This is a genomic window from Nocardia lasii, assembly GCF_042658545.1.
Classification (GTDB): Bacteria; Actinomycetota; Actinomycetes; order Mycobacteriales; family Mycobacteriaceae; genus Nocardia; species Nocardia lasii.
In genome coordinates this window covers 361,258-377,865 of record NZ_JBHSQN010000015.1, presented here as the reverse complement: position 1 = coordinate 377,865, position 16,608 = coordinate 361,258, and the positions used below count along the sequence as shown (strand labels likewise).

Annotated in this window: 19 protein-coding genes and 1 tRNA gene; 13 read left to right on the top strand and 7 right to left on the bottom strand. The window is 64.7% G+C overall.

Annotated elements, in window-relative coordinates; genetic code table 11:
• The first annotated feature begins 20 nt into the window (after positions 1 to 20).
• The 5 genes from ACFP3H_RS23905 to ACFP3H_RS23885 all read left to right on the top strand — a co-directional run bounded on the left by ACFP3H_RS23905 (position 21) and on the right by ACFP3H_RS23885 (position 4,405).
• Positions 21 to 737 (top strand): lytic transglycosylase domain-containing protein, encoded by a 717-nt coding sequence (locus ACFP3H_RS23905; protein WP_378609315.1) that lies wholly within the window; start codon positions 21 to 23, stop codon positions 735 to 737.
• Positions 738 to 851: 114 nt separating this feature from the next.
• Positions 852 to 2,138 carry a phosphopyruvate hydratase gene (gene eno, locus ACFP3H_RS23900; RefSeq protein WP_378609313.1) on the top strand — a complete coding sequence of 429 codons (1,287 nt, stop codon included), beginning with the start codon at positions 852 to 854 and terminating at the stop codon, positions 2,136 to 2,138.
• A gap of 24 nt (positions 2,139 to 2,162) precedes the next feature.
• Positions 2,163 to 2,744: an FtsB family cell division protein gene (locus tag ACFP3H_RS23895; RefSeq protein WP_378609312.1), complete on the top strand. Its 582-nt coding sequence runs from the start codon at positions 2,163 to 2,165 to the stop codon at positions 2,742 to 2,744.
• Positions 2,741 to 3,262 carry a DUF501 domain-containing protein gene (locus ACFP3H_RS23890; protein WP_378609310.1) on the top strand — a complete coding sequence of 174 codons (522 nt, stop codon included), beginning with the start codon at positions 2,741 to 2,743 and terminating at the stop codon, positions 3,260 to 3,262. Before ACFP3H_RS23895 ends, ACFP3H_RS23890 begins: the two co-directional genes overlap by 4 nt.
• Positions 3,263 to 3,445: 183 nt before the next feature.
• Entirely contained in the window at positions 3,446 to 4,405 is a 960-nt protein-coding gene (locus ACFP3H_RS23885; protein WP_378609308.1) for a Ppx/GppA phosphatase family protein, read from the top strand.
• 114 nt (positions 4,406 to 4,519) lie between these two features.
• On the opposite strand, the gene ACFP3H_RS23880 is transcribed toward ACFP3H_RS23885, so the two are convergent.
• From ACFP3H_RS23880 to ACFP3H_RS23870, 3 genes are all read right to left on the bottom strand, one after another.
• Positions 4,520 to 4,786: a YdeI/OmpD-associated family protein gene (locus ACFP3H_RS23880; RefSeq protein ID WP_378609307.1), complete on the bottom strand. Its 267-nt coding sequence runs from the start codon at positions 4,784 to 4,786 to the stop codon at positions 4,520 to 4,522.
• Between the two features lie 107 nt (positions 4,787 to 4,893).
• Positions 4,894 to 5,442 carry a carboxymuconolactone decarboxylase family protein gene (locus tag ACFP3H_RS23875; RefSeq protein WP_378609305.1) on the bottom strand — a complete coding sequence of 183 codons (549 nt, stop codon included), beginning with the start codon at positions 5,440 to 5,442 and terminating at the stop codon, positions 4,894 to 4,896.
• A 172-nt stretch (positions 5,443 to 5,614) separates the two neighbouring features.
• Positions 5,615 to 6,082: a hypothetical protein gene (locus tag ACFP3H_RS23870; RefSeq protein WP_378609304.1), complete on the bottom strand. Its 468-nt coding sequence runs from the start codon at positions 6,080 to 6,082 to the stop codon at positions 5,615 to 5,617.
• Positions 6,083 to 6,425: 343 nt separating this feature from the next.
• Between ACFP3H_RS23870 and ACFP3H_RS23865 the strand changes: the two genes are divergently transcribed.
• Positions 6,426 to 6,647: a hypothetical protein gene (locus tag ACFP3H_RS23865; protein ID WP_378609303.1), complete on the top strand. Its 222-nt coding sequence runs from the start codon at positions 6,426 to 6,428 to the stop codon at positions 6,645 to 6,647.
• Between the two features lie 898 nt (positions 6,648 to 7,545).
• Here ACFP3H_RS23865 and ACFP3H_RS23860 read toward each other — a convergent pair.
• Positions 7,546 to 7,619: transfer RNA gene (locus ACFP3H_RS23860), tRNA-Leu, on the bottom strand.
• A 23-nt stretch (positions 7,620 to 7,642) separates the two neighbouring features.
• Between ACFP3H_RS23860 and ACFP3H_RS23855 the strand changes: the two genes are divergently transcribed.
• The 3 genes from ACFP3H_RS23855 (at position 7,643) to ACFP3H_RS23845 (ending at position 9,087) form a co-directional block, all read left to right on the top strand.
• Positions 7,643 to 8,017, top strand: a complete 375-nt coding sequence (locus tag ACFP3H_RS23855) for a hypothetical protein (RefSeq protein ID WP_378609302.1) — start codon at positions 7,643 to 7,645, stop codon at positions 8,015 to 8,017.
• The gene (locus ACFP3H_RS23850) at positions 8,017 to 8,400 is read left to right on the top strand and encodes a hypothetical protein (RefSeq protein WP_378609300.1); all 384 of its coding nucleotides are present in this window, start codon (positions 8,017 to 8,019) and stop codon (positions 8,398 to 8,400) included. Before ACFP3H_RS23855 ends, ACFP3H_RS23850 begins: the two co-directional genes overlap by 1 nt.
• 384 nt (positions 8,401 to 8,784) lie before the next feature.
• Complete coding sequence (locus tag ACFP3H_RS23845; RefSeq protein ID WP_378609299.1) at positions 8,785 to 9,087, top strand: hypothetical protein; 303 nt, start codon at positions 8,785 to 8,787, stop codon at positions 9,085 to 9,087.
• Positions 9,088 to 9,446: 359 nt separating this feature from the next.
• On the opposite strand, the gene ACFP3H_RS23840 is transcribed toward ACFP3H_RS23845, so the two are convergent.
• The gene (locus tag ACFP3H_RS23840; RefSeq protein WP_378609297.1) at positions 9,447 to 9,698 is read right to left on the bottom strand and encodes a helix-turn-helix domain-containing protein; all 252 of its coding nucleotides are present in this window, start codon (positions 9,696 to 9,698) and stop codon (positions 9,447 to 9,449) included.
• A 111-nt stretch (positions 9,699 to 9,809) separates the two neighbouring features.
• Here ACFP3H_RS23840 and ACFP3H_RS23835 point away from each other — a divergent pair, with 111 nt between their 5' ends.
• Positions 9,810 to 10,298, top strand: coding sequence for a hypothetical protein (locus ACFP3H_RS23835; protein ID WP_378609296.1), 489 nt, complete (start codon positions 9,810 to 9,812; stop codon positions 10,296 to 10,298).
• A 283-nt stretch (positions 10,299 to 10,581) separates the two neighbouring features.
• Here ACFP3H_RS23835 and ACFP3H_RS23830 read toward each other — a convergent pair whose 3' ends face one another.
• Together ACFP3H_RS23830 and ACFP3H_RS23825 are read right to left on the bottom strand one after the other, a co-directional pair.
• A complete protein-coding gene (locus ACFP3H_RS23830) occupies positions 10,582 to 11,016 on the bottom strand; it encodes a hypothetical protein (RefSeq protein ID WP_378609294.1) in 435 nt (144 codons plus the stop codon).
• Between the two features lie 275 nt (positions 11,017 to 11,291).
• Positions 11,292 to 12,536 (bottom strand): hypothetical protein, encoded by a 1,245-nt coding sequence (locus ACFP3H_RS23825; RefSeq protein WP_378609293.1) that lies wholly within the window; start codon positions 12,534 to 12,536, stop codon positions 11,292 to 11,294.
• A gap of 574 nt (positions 12,537 to 13,110) precedes the next feature.
• Here ACFP3H_RS23825 and ACFP3H_RS23820 point away from each other — a divergent pair.
• From ACFP3H_RS23820 to ACFP3H_RS23810, 3 genes are all read left to right on the top strand, one after another.
• Positions 13,111 to 13,233, top strand: a complete 123-nt coding sequence (locus ACFP3H_RS23820; RefSeq protein ID WP_378609291.1) for a hypothetical protein — start codon at positions 13,111 to 13,113, stop codon at positions 13,231 to 13,233.
• The gene (locus ACFP3H_RS23815) at positions 13,230 to 14,051 is read left to right on the top strand and encodes a hypothetical protein (RefSeq protein ID WP_378609290.1); all 822 of its coding nucleotides are present in this window, start codon (positions 13,230 to 13,232) and stop codon (positions 14,049 to 14,051) included. Before ACFP3H_RS23820 ends, ACFP3H_RS23815 begins: the two co-directional genes overlap by 4 nt.
• A 231-nt stretch (positions 14,052 to 14,282) precedes the next feature.
• Positions 14,283 to 16,529 (top strand): bifunctional DNA primase/polymerase, encoded by a 2,247-nt coding sequence (locus ACFP3H_RS23810; protein ID WP_378609289.1) that lies wholly within the window; start codon positions 14,283 to 14,285, stop codon positions 16,527 to 16,529.
• Positions 16,530 to 16,608 lie beyond the last annotated feature (79 nt).

The window sequence follows — 16,608 nt, the reverse complement described above, 5'->3', positions numbered from 1 at the left end:
CGATCCTTATGATTGAGCAGATGTCAGTGCAGAAGGTCGGCATCGCCGCCGCAGTCGCGATCACCGTGCTCCTCGCGGGGTGTAGTTCGCTCGCGCCGATTCCCGATGACATGCCGCCGGGCCCGGGAGTTCCGTTGCCCGCCATCGACGTCGACGCACCCGGCCGCGCCTCCGCGCAGCTGGCGGACTGGGCCGACGAGCAATCCGGCGCGGTCGGCATCGAACCGGTCGCGTTGCAGGCCTACGGCTATGCCGCCGCGGTCCTGGCGAAGTCCAAGCCCGACTGCGGAATCGCCTGGACCACCATCGCCGGCATCGCCAGCGTGGAGAGCGCGCACGGCACCCATCGCGGCGCAGGCATCGACGCCGCGGGCAACGTGCGCCCGCCGATCATCGGCGTCGCCCTCGACGGCACCAACAACAACGCCGAGATCCGCGACACCGACAAGGGTCGCCTCGACAACGACACCACCTACGACCGCGCCGTCGGCCCTCTGCAATTCATCCCCGAGACCTGGCAGCGCTGGGGCGTCGACGCCAACGGCGACGGCGTGATCGACCCGCAGAACATCGACGACGCCGCCCTCACCGCCGCCCGCTACCTGTGTACCCGCGGCGGCAACCTGACCTCGGCCGACGGCTGGCAGCGCGCCCTGTTCGCCTACAACCAGTCGAACAAATACATGCATGTGGTGCGCGATCGCGCCGCCCTGTACAGCATCGGCCGTCGCGCGTAGTCGGTCTCGGCCCGGAGTGCCGGTTACTCCTCGCCCCGCCGAGACGATAGGCTCGCCACTGCACGGCCCTTCCCGTGATACCTACCGTGCCTTCCGTCGTAAGGAGCAGTTTTCGTGGCCATTATCGAACAGGTCGGAGCGCGCGAGATTCTGGATTCGCGTGGCAACCCCACTGTCGAGGTCGAGATCGCCCTCGACGACGGCACCCTGACCAGGGCAGACGTACCGTCCGGCGCGTCCACCGGCGAGCACGAGGCCGTCGAGCTGCGTGACGGCGGCGACCGCTACGGCGGCAAGGGCGTCACCAAGGCCGTCGAGGGTGTCCTCGACGAGATCGCGCCCGCCATCATCGGCCTCGACGCCGTCGAGCAGCGCACCGTCGACCAGGTCCTGCTGGATCTGGACGGCACCCCCGACAAGTCCCGCCTCGGCGCGAACGCCCTGCTCGGCGTCTCGCTGGCCGTGGCCCGCGGTGCCGCCGAGTCCTCGGGCCTCGAGCTGTTCCGCTACCTGGGCGGCCCGAACGCCCACGTGCTGCCGGTGCCGATGATGAACATCCTCAACGGTGGCGCGCACGCCGACACCGGTGTGGACGTGCAGGAATTCATGGTCGCCCCGATCGGCGCCCCCACCTTCCGCGAGGCGCTGCGCTGGGGTACCGAGGTGTACCACTCGCTCAAGGCCGTGCTCAAGGAGAAGGGCCTGTCCACCGGTCTCGGTGACGAGGGTGGCTTCGCCCCCGACGTCGCGGGCACCGTGGAGGCGCTCGACCTGATCAGCGTCGCCATCGAGCGCGCGGGCTACAAGCTCGGCACCGACGTGGCACTCGCGCTCGACGTGGCCGCCACCGAGTTCTACACCGAGGGTGAGGGTTACAAGTTCGAGGGCAAGGTCCGCACCGCCGCCGAGATGGGCGACTTCTACGCGGACCTGCTCACCAAGTACCCGCTGGTCTCCATCGAGGACCCGCTCTCGGAAGACGACTGGGACGGCTGGGTCGCGCTCACCGACTCGATCGGTGACAAGGTGCAGCTGGTCGGCGACGACCTGTTCGTCACCAACCCCGAGCGGCTCGAAGAGGGCATCGCCAAGGGCGCGGCCAACGCGCTGCTGGTGAAGGTCAACCAGATCGGCACCCTGACCGAGACCCTCGACGCCGTCGAGCTCGCGCACCGCAACGGCTACAAGACCATGATGTCGCACCGTTCGGGCGAGACCGAGGACACCACCATCGCCGACCTCGCGGTCGCCGTCGGTTCGGGCCAGATCAAGACCGGCGCCCCCGCCCGTTCCGAGCGGGTCGCCAAGTACAACCAGCTGCTGCGCATCGAGGACGCCCTCGGTGATTCGGCACGCTACGCCGGCGACGTGGCCTTCCCGCGTTTCACCGGCGAATTCTAGAAAGCTGTACAGGGGCGGTAGCGAATGACCGAGCGACGTGCGCGTGGAACCAGTCCGGGTGGACGAGGCGACAGGCGCACGTCGCGGGCCGCACGCTCGCGCCCCAGCCATCTCGACGCGCCCGGCCGCCCCGCCGCGGCCAAGCGCACCACCCGCAGGCGCCCGGAAACCACCGGCGCCAAGCGCAAATTCAGCGGCAAGCTCGAACGCAGCGAACACACCATCCTCGGTCTCTCGACCGGTAAAGCGGTGATCCTGGCAGCCGTGCTGTGCGGTCTGGCGCTGACCCTGGCCGTGCCCACCCGCACCTATTTCAGCCAGCGCGCCGAAGCGGTGGCCCTGGCCAAGCAGCGCGTGGAACTCGAAGCCGACCTGGCCGCCCTGCGCGATCGTCGTGCGCAACAACAGGATCCGGCCTACATCCGGTCCGAGGCGCGCGACCGCCTGCGCCTGGTGATGCCCGGCGAAACCCCCTACATCGTGCAGGTTCCCGGCATCGAAGCACCGGCGCCGCCGCCGATGAGCACCCGAACAGCGGCGCCCGACCCCTGGTACACCGACCTGTGGCGCGCCATCTCCGAACCAGCCCCGGAAGGACCACGGTGACGACACCGAACGCCAGCGACCTCGAGATCATCGCGAAGCAGTTGGGCCGCGAGCCTCGCGGCGTGCTCGAAGTCGCCTACCGCACCCCCGACGGCCTGCCCGCCGTGGTGAAGACCGCCCCGCGCCTGCCCGACGGCACGCCCTTCCCCACCCTCTACTACCTGACCGACCCGCGTCTGACCGCCGAGGCCAGCCGCCAGGAGTCGGCCGGGGTGATGCGCGAGATGACCGAGCGCCTGGCCACCGATCCCGAAGTCGCCGCCGCCTACCTGCGCGCGCACGAGAGCTACCTGGCCGAACGCAACGAAATCGAGTCTCTCGGAACAGATTTCACCGGCGGCGGGATGCCCGACCGGGTCAAGTGCCTGCACGTGCTGATCGCGCATTCGCTGGCCAAGGGCCCCGGCGTGAACCCCTTCGGCGACGAAGCCGTCGCCCTGGCCGCCGCCGCTGGCCTGCGCGGCACCGCCGTCCCCGCCGACTGGCCCGAGGCCCAGACCTCCGGCGAGTCGGTCTAAGGGCCCACCGAGGCAGCATTTTCGTGCATTTCTGCGCACAGCAGGGCAGAAAACGGCCCGGCGTGCGGGCGAGTGCACGAATATGCCACCGCTTCAGGATCGGGTATCGACCGGTCGATCTCTCGCAGCAGGCATAATCGCGAACAGCGACCGGTGCACGGCGCCGGAGATCTGGAGGAACTCATGGGTGAGCGCATCGCAGCAGTCGACTGCGGAACCAACTCGATCCGTCTGCTGGTCTCCGAGGTCGGCGCCGACGGCAGCCTGACCGACGTGCACCGGGAGATGCGCATCGTGCGCCTCGGTCAGGGCGTCGACGCCACCGGCCGACTCGCCCCCGAGTCGATCGAACGCACCCGCGCCGCGCTGGCCGACTACGTCGAGGTGATGACCGCGACCGGGGTCACCCGCGTGCGGATGGTCGCCACCTCCGCCACCCGCGACGCCGCCAATCGCGAGGACTTCTTCGAGATGACCCGCACCCTGCTCGGCCTCGTCGTCCCCGGCGCGGTCGCCGAAGTGATCTCCGGTGACGAGGAAGCGCGCCTCTCGTTCGCCGGCGCGGTCGGCGAATTGCCCGCCGACGCGGGACCTTTCGTCGTCGTCGACCTCGGCGGCGGCTCCACCGAACTGGTCGTCGGCGACGAAAACGGTGTCCAGGCAGCCTATTCCGCCGACATCGGCTGCGTTCGCATCACCGAACGCTGCCTGGCCGACAACCCGCCGACCGCCGAACAGGTCGCCGCCGCACGGGAATTCGCGCAGCAGAAACTCGACGAAGCCTTCGCGAAGGTCCCCGTCGACAACGTCCACACCTGGGTCGGCGTAGCGGGCACCATGACCACCATCACCGCCGTAGCCCTCGACCTGCCCGAATACGACTCCACCCGAGTACATCTCACCCGCCTCAGCCTCGCCGAAGTCCACCAGGTCTGCGACCGCCTCATCGCCATGAACCACGACGAACGCGCCGCCCTCGGCCCGATGCACCCCGGCCGCGTCGACGTGATCGGCGGCGGCGCGGTGATCACCGAAGTCCTCGCCGACGAATTGTCCCGGCGCGCGGGGGTTTCCGAACTCGTGGTCAGTGAACACGACATCCTCGACGGGATCGCCATGTCGATCGTGAATGCCACGGCCTGAGTTCGTCCCGACTCAGACCCGGCCCACCCGCCTCGTCGCCGATGTGCTCCGCGCCGGGGTGGTCGAACGCGTCTCAGGCCGCGTACACGTTGCGTATCGCCATCTTCGTGCGGCCTATCTGCCGGTGCGCTCGCGGTGCTTGCAGCCGGGCCAGCAGCACGGTCGCCGCTGACCTTCCTCGAGTTCCTCCTGCGTCCGTCGAATCCGCCGCTCCCGCGTTTGCTGCTGCTTGGCGTCCTCGACCCAGCAGATGAACTCGTTGCGCGCCAACGGCGTGATGTCACGCCACGCGTCCAGCGCCACGGAGTTGGCGACCAGCGCCGCGCGCAGATCGGCGGGCAACTCGTGCACCACACCACCCGGCACTTGCTGTTCGCTCATGACTCCACGGTAGTGCGCCACTCCTCGAGACGCCTCTGACATGCCGAGATGTCGGGTTGGAGGTGCTGCCGGTGGTCCGCCTGCTGGTGCGTCCCGCCTGAGCGCGGTCACGGCGTGCGCGGAGCCTCCGGCAACGCGCACGCCATCCCCTCGGCCATCCCCGTCGGCTGCACCCCCAACCCCTGGTTGAGCCGCGCCCGCTGATTCTCCCAAGCGATAGCCGCGGCCAACTCGGCCACCTGAGTCTTCGACAAATGGAGAAGCAACGACTCCCGCAGCTCATCGATATCGACCGCCGGCGTCACCGTCATCGCCTCGGCGAACCCGATCACCAACTTCTCCAGCTCGGTATAGGCATCACTGCTCCGATACCGAGGCAGATCCACCAGTTGCCGCTCACTCAACCCCGCCGTATGCGCCAACGCCGACCCGATATCGAGACAGAACTGACAAGCCACCAACCCCGCCACCTTGAGCTCGGCCAACTCCTTCAACCGAGGATCCACCTTGTTGCTGAACAACAGCGCAGTCTCATAAGTCACCGTCGCCACCCCGATCTGCGGCCGCCTCCCCAACCACCCGACCAAATCCCCCCGATTCCGCCGAGCCTGCCCAAGAACCTTGGCATAACCCCTGATTCGCTTGACCACCCGCATCGATAACACCTCTTCGTGTCGCCGGTTCCGTACCTCAGAACCTACGCCGCAAGACCTCCCGAACCCAGGGTGATCCGCCTCGCAGTCCTCGATCAACGCAGACGGCGACCGCCGGACTTCACCGAATCCGACGGCTCGGGTCGCGGCACCTCATCGCCGCGCTCGATCCCGCTCACTCGGCGGCCTTCGGTCGACCGATCTCCCCATGATCGGTCCGCTCGAACGGCCCGCTGAGTTCACGGACGAGCGCCGGGTCGGTATAGATCTGAGCGGTGTGTTTCCAAGCGATCAGATTTCGCTGAAAAGGCAGGTAGAACCCGGTGTCCGCACCCGCGACGAGATCATCGAGCAACTCCCGCACGGCCTCGGCGCGATGCTCAGAAGGCAGCCACCGCAGCCACCGCAGCCAGGGCAGCTCCTCGGCCAACACCTCCTCCGCCATCTGCCGATTGGCCTTGGCGACCAGCGCCAACGACCGAGCCGCGATCCGCAGCGCACCATCCATCGCCTGATACCGCTCGTCGCGCATCATCACAACGTTCTCGGCGTCACGGCGCTCGAGCGTGACATCGGAATCGGCCAGCAGCGGAAAAACCGACGTCTGCTTACGGATGAGCTCACTGAACGGTAGAGACTTCATCACTTCACCCTATGCCCAGTGCTGAACTAATTCAGCACACTGCTTCGTGGCGGGTTCGCGACACAGCACTCCCGGTCGGTACTTCCGAGGTACCCAATGCTGAGAAGGGCACGAATCCACTGAACCCGCCCAAGTCGGAAAGTCGTGGTGGTACTGCCATCCGACCGACCCCATTTGGCACGAAGGCCGAGCATGCCTGCAGTCGGGGGATGCGATTGGATGAGGTTGTGCAGGGGCTACATTCGGATGGGGAGCAGGCGTTGCTGGGGATTCGGTCGCCGCGATGGGATGTGCGGCGGGATTCCGTGCGGGTGTTGGGGCGTTGCCTGCCGGACGAGGTGCGTTGGCGAGTCTCACAGCCGCGCTGAAGGATGACGACATCGCCGTCCAGCAGGAGTCGGCGGAGCAACTGCTTCGGTACGGGGCGACCGTCGGCTTGCTGGCGGTGCTCGCCGAACTGGGTCGCCGCAGCACCGACCCGGACGCGGACTACATCGCCTACCGGGCCCGCGAATTGCAGATCTTCGAAGACCAGATCGAGAAAATCAAGAAGAGTGGAGGATAATGGTGGTCGACGAACCGGTTGTCAAGGTTTCCTACACGCAGTTGGCGGAAATTCTCAACATATTAATTAATCATGCGCAAGGCATGTCCAAGAGTGAATCGGTTTCCCTGCCGGATAGGTGCTTCTGGTCAGTTCCAATTGACGACATGGGTAACATTGAATCGGGCTCCCCTGTTTTGACAATAGGGCAGATCTCTGAGACATGGGATAATATCGAGTCAATGATTTCGCATGAGCAAGTTGTTTCCTACGGTTTTACATGGCTCGCGGATATCCTCCGGGCAGTCAATGCGGAATTGATAGGATACTAGGTCCTGGCCAGAGATTGGCGCCGAGTGATCGCTCGGTCTGATTCGGTGTTTAGAAGCTGCCGCACACCTGCGTGCCCTGTGCGGCAGCTTCTAGCCTTGGGTTAGTGATGGGTTTGGCGATGGCATGTCACGGCATTTCGTCAATCGAAAGCTGCTGAGGGTCCATTCAGCCCCCCGAGGGTGTCTCTGGGTCTGCGGGGCCTGGGTGTCGCATGTCGCATGATGTGATTGTTACGACAGGGCCGGTGCCTGAAGGTTCGATCGAGGAGTTCCTCGTGCGCACCCCGGTTTGTTCGTCCCGGTTGCCGACGACGTCGGGGTCGTCCAGTGAATCGGACTCCCCGCTCGCAGGGGCAACAGTCTGGCTGGGTGGATATCGGAGAAGCGCGCGATGATAACTCGGCGCCACGGCTCTCGGCGCCATGCCGCTGTCGAAGGACGAAATTTGGGCCCGGGTGGTGTCAGACGCAACATGTCCGTGACTGATGACGACGGCAAGCTGGCCGGGAATTCTTGGCATTTTTTGGTCATAGCCCGCATCTCGCACCGGGCCAGGCCCGTTGACATGGCTTGACCTGGCATTTCAGTGCCCCCACAGGGACTCGAACCCTGACTGTGCGGATTTTAAGTCCGCTGCCTCTGCCAATTGGGCTATAGGGGCGTCCCGGACAGCGTGCTGAAACGGTGTACGACTCGGCCGGTCGCACGGTCGCGTCCCGGATCAATTCCGAGCCATCCGAGGCGTCAGAGGAAAAGGGGGAACGTTCGACGCCGGCTGCAGCCTATGATGCCGCGCTTACCGAGAAGGTTATGCACCATGTTCTTGATCCTGAAAAGCACGGATTTGGTGATCTGATCGAAGAGTCAGGGAGTCGAGAAGGCGCGATGCGGCGTATCGTAGACAGCCTGGATGATAAAGATGATCTTCCAGATGCTGGACAATATGAGGTCGGCAGAGTGATTAATGGAGAAAGTGTGACTATTCGAGGCGCCGTAATCGATGGCGTTCCGAGGATTAGTACGGCATTTATTCCATCGAAGTATCTTGGAGGAAATTGATGACCATTTCCGTAAATCCGCGCCCTCTTACGTTTGAAGAGCGTTCGGTTATCGACAAGCTCCTGCAGGAAGAATTTTTGGGAGCTAGAGAACTTCGTCGGCAGGTCGGCCTTGTAAGAGTTGTCGGGCAACTGCACGAGGGTTCTCCGACTGTCGATTTTCGTATCGAGGGCGATGTCCCGGCTGCGCCTATTGCATCGGGTACGGCCCCGGTTGAGGCGAATGTATACGGTGAGAACGGTGAACTTTGCGGGTTGATTCTGCTGTGGATCACCTCTGGCATGCTGGCGGGAATTGAATACGCCACGTACGGGGCAGAGGCGCCCACTGCACTCCCGAATGCTGATGCGATGGAGGTTATCCTCAGAAAGTATCCATCATGATGCTGCTCCGGGTCATCTGGGCGAGTGATTCCTAGTCGAGAATGGCCTCGACTCGAGATTAGGACGCAAAGGAGGGTAACGGTGTCAGTTTGTGAAGACGGACTTCGATACCCTCCTGACCGCACTCATCGTTTTCGTCGATGATCACGTGGTCGGAGGCCCCCGGAAACGCCGTGGCCGCCCGAATTAGTTGACCGACGCCGACCTGATCTGCGTCGCGGTTGCCCAAGTGCTGCTCGGCTTTCCGTCGCAGCGCCACTGATTGCGGTTCTGCTCGCGGCGCCTGAGCGAGATGTTCATACCTGCCCGAACAGCCCGGCCACCACCCCCGCGTCAACGTGCGGCGGCCGCACGTTGACGCGGGGGTTGTCCGATCGCCCCCATATGCAGCACCTGACCGACATCGTGGAGAGCGTCGTTCGCTCCGGCCGTGATCAGGACATGGCAGCGACGAGGTCGATGCACGATCCTATTGTCACGACTCGCCCGGTGTCCGAAGCGTCGATCGAGGAGGTCGTCGTCCGCGCCCCGGGATCGCTCGTCCCGGTGGACGATGGCACCGTGGTCGCCGAGCGCTTCTCGGATGTCCACCCCGGCCAGATCGTTGGCTCGATCGACGAGGCGGTCCCATTGTTCTGGCAGTGCGTCGCCACAGTCTTCGGCATCATGTCACCGTCGAGGGCCTAGGGGTTGGTCCCCACGTGGCCACCGACGCAAGGTATCCGTGACCGCCGACAGCAAGTTGGCAAGGAATTCTTGGCATATTTCTGGTCCCAGCCCGCAGTTTGCGACAGTTCAGGCCTAGCGACCGGGCGTGACCTGGCATTTGAGTGCCCCCACAGGGACTCGAACCCTGACTGTGCGGATTTTAAGAACCTCCGGCCTGCTTGTGGTGCACCCCGGTGACCTGCGGCGATGTCCCGGTGGATTCGGAGTCGTCGCAGGTAGAGGGCACTAATTCGCCACCTTTTGCTCACCTCCGGCCACCTGCTGCGCACCGATGAGAACCCGCCGGATGCCGGGGTAGTGCCGGGGTGGCCGGGGTGCTACTCGACCGGCGCGGGCAGCCCGTCTAGCAATGCGCCGGGGGTGGTTTGGAGCCCCGCCGCGAACTTCAGAACGTTCTCAACCCGAGCGCTGCGCTGGCCGCGTTCCACCTGCCCGAGATGCGTCCAGTGCACGCCGATTTCATCGGCGGCCGTCTCCTGGCTCCAGCCCAATTCCAGGCGACGTGCACGCACCCGATCCCCGAACGCCTTCAGCGTCGGGTTGAGTGGCGGCTTGGTCGACTTGGACATGGCACAGCAAGCACATATGTCTAGTGCGCATTGATCCAGAGTGGAATCGTCTTATTGGCAGGTCATGCTAGGTTTTCTCGCAGGTCGGGTACATGAGACAGCGAGGGAATCGTGAACAGGTACGTAGTCGCGGTGGGGGCGGTCGCCGTAATGGCATTGGCCGGATGCAGTGGCGATGGAGAAGGCTCGGCGGCGGGAACCACCACCGCCCCGGCTTCTGCCACCACAACGAAGATGCCACCGATTTCGCTAGCGCAGGAAGCGCAGCCGTACGTGACGGCCGTTGACCAACGGATCGCGCCCTGCTTCGACAATGGCGCTGTCAGCGCGGTCAATGCGATGTCGGCGCAGTGCTCGCAAGCGATCACGTCCACGATTTCCGCGTTGAACGAGTGGTTCGGGCGGCTTCACAACGGCGAGCCCAGCACGCGCAAGGCAATACAGGGCAAGATCATCGATTTGGAGTACTGGCGCGACGTCTGCGTGCCGTCGCAGGCACAGACACCCCAACGACTTTCCTGCGTCACGTTTCTGCCCACCAACGATGTCGGAATCAGCATCATGTCGGCGTTTTCGGAGGACGCCAAGCGAGGGCGGTAGCGCGGCATCGCCCTCCCGCCGTGGCTCGCAACCCAGCGGGAGGGCGATGTGCCGTACTCACCGAGCTTGCGGAGGACACGTCAACTCCTGGGCTCACGGTGTTACGGCTTACCGACCGCCGGAGCACGCTCGCGGACCGATCGGCTTGCTCCCCAAGGTGCGGCCCGGACCAACAGGGCACCGCTCGGGGGGTATTGGGTGGGCATTCACTGCTGGCTGTTGGCGCGCCTGCGGGTTGCGCAATGTGCAAGCAGGCCAACAGCCGCACGGACTACCTCAACGGCTAGCGCACGCGACGCCCGGTAGCTTTCCGCGGAGATGCGCCTGACGCACCGCGCACCTTTGCCCCGGCGTTCGGCTTCACGGTGACGGTGAGCGTCTTGGTCGGCTTGTCGAGCTTGGGCGTGACATCTAGCCTCCGGTCGGGCTTCCCGTGGTATCCCACGATGGCCTTGCCGACTACGCCCCGGCCGGTGGGAGTACGGAACTCTGCGCCGACCTTTACGCCCTTGTAGTCGCCGCCCTGGCCGACTTCGAGGTGCTTCTCGAAACTGCCCTGGACGTAGGCACCGCGTGCGCCCGCGCTGACCTTTCGTGCCCCGGTCTGTGCTGCACCGCGCGCCACCTTTCTGGCTGCCTTGGCGGTGCCCGCCACCTTGGCTCCGGCGACGCTGGAGAACCGCCCGCGCTTGTCTCGCTTGTAGTTGCGGCGGGCCATCACTCACCATCCGATCGCCGGGGCCGGTAGGTCGCGCGCTCGGCCAGTTCTTCTCTGAGCGCGGCCAAACCTGCGGGTTGTTTCATCGCGGGCGAGAGTGCGCAGTACAGCCCGTCCTCGCCGGGAGCGGTCAGCCCTGTGCCCCAAGAGAACTCGCCACCGTCCGCCGTGTCACCGTGCAACTTTCCTGAGTACGTCATGTTCGAATTTCCTTCGCGCTGAGGCGATTACGGGCCAGTCGGGTCCGCCCGGAAGTGAGCGGACCCGTCCGCGGATTAGTGCCAGTGCCACGCGGGCGGCTCGTAGGTGAGATCGGTGGTGACCTGTAGAACGGCAGCCGCGCCGCGATGCCGGATGCCCGTACCGAACCCTCGCGCGAAGAAGCTGTCCTGCAACGGGTACCGCTGGTCTCGACCCGGAATCACCCGCAGACCCTGGTAGGCGGGGTTCGTATGCTGCCGCAAGGCAACCGGGTTCAGGTCGCTGTTCGGGCCACCGGTCGCCACGCAGGCCACGTATCCGGCTGGGATGTAATGCGACTCAATCACCCACGCTGGGCCGTACGAGCCCGCCACCGGCAGCCCGCCGAACTCTCCCGGTGCGACCTTGCCGACGACGTTCTCCTCGGTCAGGTAAGCCGGGGCGGAGTCGCTAGGGATGAAGTCGAAGCGGGGCAGCACGTCGCCGGTCTCGGACCCTTCGCGGGGGCGGCTAGGCACCCCGCGCTTGAAGCCCGCGATGGCCTCGCCCTGCGCTGGGTTGCACAGTAGCAACAGACGCGTATTCGGCTGGAGCCCATAACCTTTAGAGCGAACCTGGCTGATCAGCAACTCCAGATCGTCGCTGTCGATCACGCTCGCGCCGCTGGCAAGCATATGGTTGGAAACGCCGAATTCCTGGCCCGCGTACGGCGGCGGAATCATGGCGTCGCCGTTCCAGAGCGGGTACACGTTGTGCTGGAACTCGTTCGCGCCCTGAGTGTTATCGAACAGGCGGCGTAGCACCGTGCCGTTGACGAGCCGGTTGTCGGCGTTCAGCATCCGGTCGATGCTGCTGCGCACCTGCTCGGCGCTGGCGTTGCGTAGAAACTTCCAGGTGAAACGCGTCGCTGCGTCGTAGTCCTTGAAGTCGTAACCCATGATCAGCGCATCGGGAGCGGCACGCAGGCCGGTTGGCTCGCCGTACTCGGAAGCTTCCTCGAAGTGGTCCGAGTCGGGCACCTGGGGGATCGGGTCTGCGTTCGCAATGGTCGGGAATGACACCAACCGGGCCAGGCTGGAGCGGTCCGTGTTCTGGAGCGCCAGCACCTCGGCCAGTTCGTCCCAGATGACGTTCAGGTTGACGCCGTCGGCGGTCTGGTTGACCAGCACGTCACCTTCGCTGGCGTAGCCGCCGAATTCGCCACCCGAGATCGGCAGCAGGTACGGGTCACTGCGGTAGGCCCAGCCTGGCTGGGGTGGCCGCGCGGTGAACGGGCGGCTGAACTCGGGACGCGAGAATTCGGGTCGAGAGGTAGTCATGGGATACTCCGATTCGGATCGAGGAGAAGGATTCTTGAACTCGCGCTGCGACAGCGTTGCGAGGATGGCCTCGAGCCGAACGGGTTCCGGTAGCTGGGGCGAGCGCTGCTCGGCATACCGGGGGTCAACCCATTGTAAATGGTTGGGGCGCAAGTTAATTGCCTACTTGTGGCGGGCTAAGCGCCGCCTATTGCGGGGCTGGGGTGGGTTGCGGTACATTTGCCGCAGCACCATAGCGGCCACTTGGCGCACCGGGTGCAGGCAAAGCGTGTCCCTCGCGCATGGCGTGAGACTGTGGGACTGCCGAACAGCTAGACGCGGGTCGTGTACCGGCGCTAGGTGGGCACGCCAGCCGGGACTAACCAGTAGCTCCCAGGTCTCCACTCATCAACAGTGGGGTTCCTGGGATTTTGCATTCTGGGAACCTCTCACCACGAGAGGCAGCCACATGGGCAGGACTACTACCCTCGCGCGGCGGACCGCCGACGACTATTCCGAGCTCCCGACGATCAAGGGCCGAGCTGGAGCGCTCGCATTCGTTACTCAGAATCTTGGCGTTCAGGTGTCACAAACAATGGTGCGCAGCGCAACCGAGCGCCGACAGTTGCGGGTGTTCAAGATCAGCGCGAGCAACTGGTACAGCGAGCGCGACCTGTACGACTGGGTTATGTCGCTGGCGCGCGGTGGTGACGCGTGAGCGCGGCAATGGATCACGAGCTGATCGCCAAATATGCTGGGGCGCTTGGCGATCCAGACAATTCGTGGCGCAAGCCCTCGCCGATTGGTGACCAGATAGACGCTGCGATGCAGCCGGATCAGTTCCTCAACAACGGCGACCATATCTGGCGGTCGTTGTGGTGGGCGTACTGCCCGCGCGTCGAGGTCGCAGTAATGGCGGCCCGTTTGGTTCCGACGACGATTCCAGATCTGAAGGCGCTGACGAACTTTGGCCTTGTCTGGGAGCTGAGCAACCTGCCCAATCGGCGGCCGATGGACAAGCCGTTGCCCGGAAACTACGTGAACGAGCTGATCCCCGCATTGCGCGCCGAAGCGCTGGACCGTGGAATTGCCGTCCATGACGAGTTGAGCAGCTACGCGGCTGCGCTCGAAGCCGCGACAACTGGCCCGGTGGGTTTGCGCACCGTTGTCGTGTACGGCGCGGATGCGTTCTTCTACTCGTTCCCACTGGCTTTCCAGCATTTCAGAATCTCGGATAATGATGCCGGAACATACAGCGCTCCGGCGCTATCGGCGTGGCCTGTTCCGGACGGCTGGACCTGCGAGCGCGTAGCGCGCTTCGTGGCTCGTAGCGTGCACACCTGCCACTGGTGCGAGAAGCAAGAAGCCGGGGCGTTCGCCTTGATGGTGACGTGTGGCGCGCAACTGCGGGTGTTCCCTACGTGCACGCACTGCCAGATGGACCTCGACGGCGAGTACAGGCCGCTATTGGACTGGATGCACCTGTACGACGACTGGGATCGCCGCACCAATTACCCGGCTGACAAGTACCGCTGAACGCCAACGCCGTCCCGGCACAACCGGGACGGCGCTAGTTGACGTGGAGACCGGAGCTCACCTCGATACCCGAGGACTGTTCATTTCATTGACTGTGGAGCAGCGCAACTCGGTGAACAGCCACAAGCTTACCGGTCCGCGTAATCCATTGCCCTTCAACATATTAGGACGAACATGCGGACGAATTCCTTGTCAGATCGACGGCTACGAATTCCTGCTGGACTCGCGGAAATGTCGCCCGTGGACGCTGCCCTGGCTTATGCCGGGGCTGGGTGGTTCGTGGTGCCGGTAAAGCCCGGAACCAAGAATCCGGGGTCGTTGGTCGGCGACGGTTGGCATAAACAATCGACACGGCACGACGAGACGATTCGCGGATGGTGGGCGAAGTGGCCCGCCGCTGGAATCGCATTGCACGTAGGGCGATCCGGCGCGCTCGTCTTTGATCTGGACGTGGGCGACGTAGACGACATTCCCGCCCAGTACCGGGACGCTCTGCGGCAAGGCGTGTTCCAGTCGACGCGTATGAGCGGCGACCGTGGGCATTACCTGTTCGCAGTCGAAGCGGGCGACAACTTCGGAAACTCAGCCGGGGCGTTCGCCAGCTTCGGCGAAGTGCGCGGCAAGAACGGCGTCGTCCTGGCCGAGCCGTCCGTGCACCCCGACGCGGCGTCGAAGGATGGCCGATATCACTGGCCTACACCGGGGGACCTGCCTGCACTGCCCGAAGCACTGCGCACATGCCTGCGGGCAGCCGGTGAAGAAGCGCCTTCGATGTCGTTTGCCGAGCTTGAGCAGTTTTACGCGGCACACACTGCCTATGGCCGCCCGCAGGCCCTAGATGGCGTCGTCAAGGTCCTCGAAACCGCCCTTGCGGGTGGTGCAGCCCGGCACGATGCAGCCCGTAACGCCCTGGCAATGGCCTTTCGGGAAGCGGCTGCCGGATGCTATTGCGCTCGTGACGCAGCTGAGCGGATCGAGGCCGTTTTCATTGCCGCTTTCGAGGCTGGCAAGCCCGGACGTACACGCCCAGAGTGTGGCGAATTTGCCCGGACCGCGCGTTGGGCTGCGGCGCAGGCGGGTCTCGTTGACCCTGCCGAGATTCTGGCCCGGCTGGACCGCGACGACCCGTTGCTGCGCACGATCGACGAGGATTCATTTTGGGCGGCTCGCCCTGAACTGGACCGTCTGCGTGAGTTTGCGCGAGCCCGGCGAGTTGCGCCGTGGGCAATGGTCGGGGCGGTATTGGCGCGGGTCGTCGTGACTGTTCCTCCGCGCGTCGTATTGCCCCCGCTCGTTGGCGGTTCAGCGAGTCTGAATCTCTTTGTGGCGCTGGTGGGTCCGTCGGGGAACGGCAAGGGTGCGGCGGAGCGTGCAGCGGCCGACGCAGTCATTCTCGGCGCGGGAGTTTACGAAGCGACGCCCGGGAGCGGTGAGGGAATTCCCAAGCAATACGCCTACAAGTCCAAGGGTGAGCAGATCAATATCCGAGATGCCGTGTTGTTCTCAGTCTCCGAGATTGACACGCTTGCCGCGCTGGCTGAGCGCAGCAGTTCCACCCTGATGCCGGAGCTGCGCAAAGCCTGGATGGGTGAGCGGCTGGGCTTTGGCTACGCGACGGTCGATAAGGCCGTGCCGATTATGGGGCATCGCTACCGCATGTGCTTGGTGGCGGGTGTGCAGCCCGAGCGTGCGCGGTTCCTGTTGGACGATGCGGATGGCGGTACGCCCCAACGGTTTTTGTGGTTCCCAACGACCGACGCAGACGCACCCGACCGCCCGCCGGAGGAACCACAGCCGTGGTCAGTGCCTGCGTGGTCGTTCGGCGAAGAACGTTCGGCGGTCGACGCCCGTGCAGGGTCGACGCCGGCAGAGACCCCCGGTAACGGGTCGCGCGTCAAATTCGGCGGTGGGGAACTGCTCCTTGAGCTGCCGATGGAACCGCGCAGGTTGGTCAAACTGAAGCTGCCGCCCGAAGCTGCCGAGCAGATTGACCGTGCGCGCCTTGCGCGACTACGCGGCACGGCGGCGCACGAGTTGGACGGCCATGCGCAGCTCGCTCGGCTCAAGGTCGCCGCTGCGCTGATGGTCCTGGCCGGTCGTACCGACAAAGTCACCGACGAGGACTGGGAACTGTCCGAAATCGTTATGGCGGTGAGTAATCGGACGCGTGCGCAGGTTCAGCAAGCGCTGGGAGCCAGGGCCGAACAGGCAAACCGCAGTAAAGGCCGGGCCGAAGGCGAGCGGGAAATAGCCAGGGCGGTTGTTGTTGAGGAAGACAAGTTGGACCGCGCCGTGACGAACCTGCGGCGACACCTCGTCAAGAAGAAGCGCCTGCCCCGCAAAGACGCGAGAGGCGCACTCCGTGCAGACCTGCGCGACCTGATCGACGAAGCGGCAGACCGATTGATCGCCGCAGGTTTGGCCGAAAAGGAAGAGGGCCACCAGGGCAGTTACACGCTGGTCTGGAGCGGGGATTGATGCCGATGCGCATATGCGGCTGGGGGGGGTACAGGGGTGTACGCGTACCCCCCCCACCCCAACGCAATTGGGCGAAAAC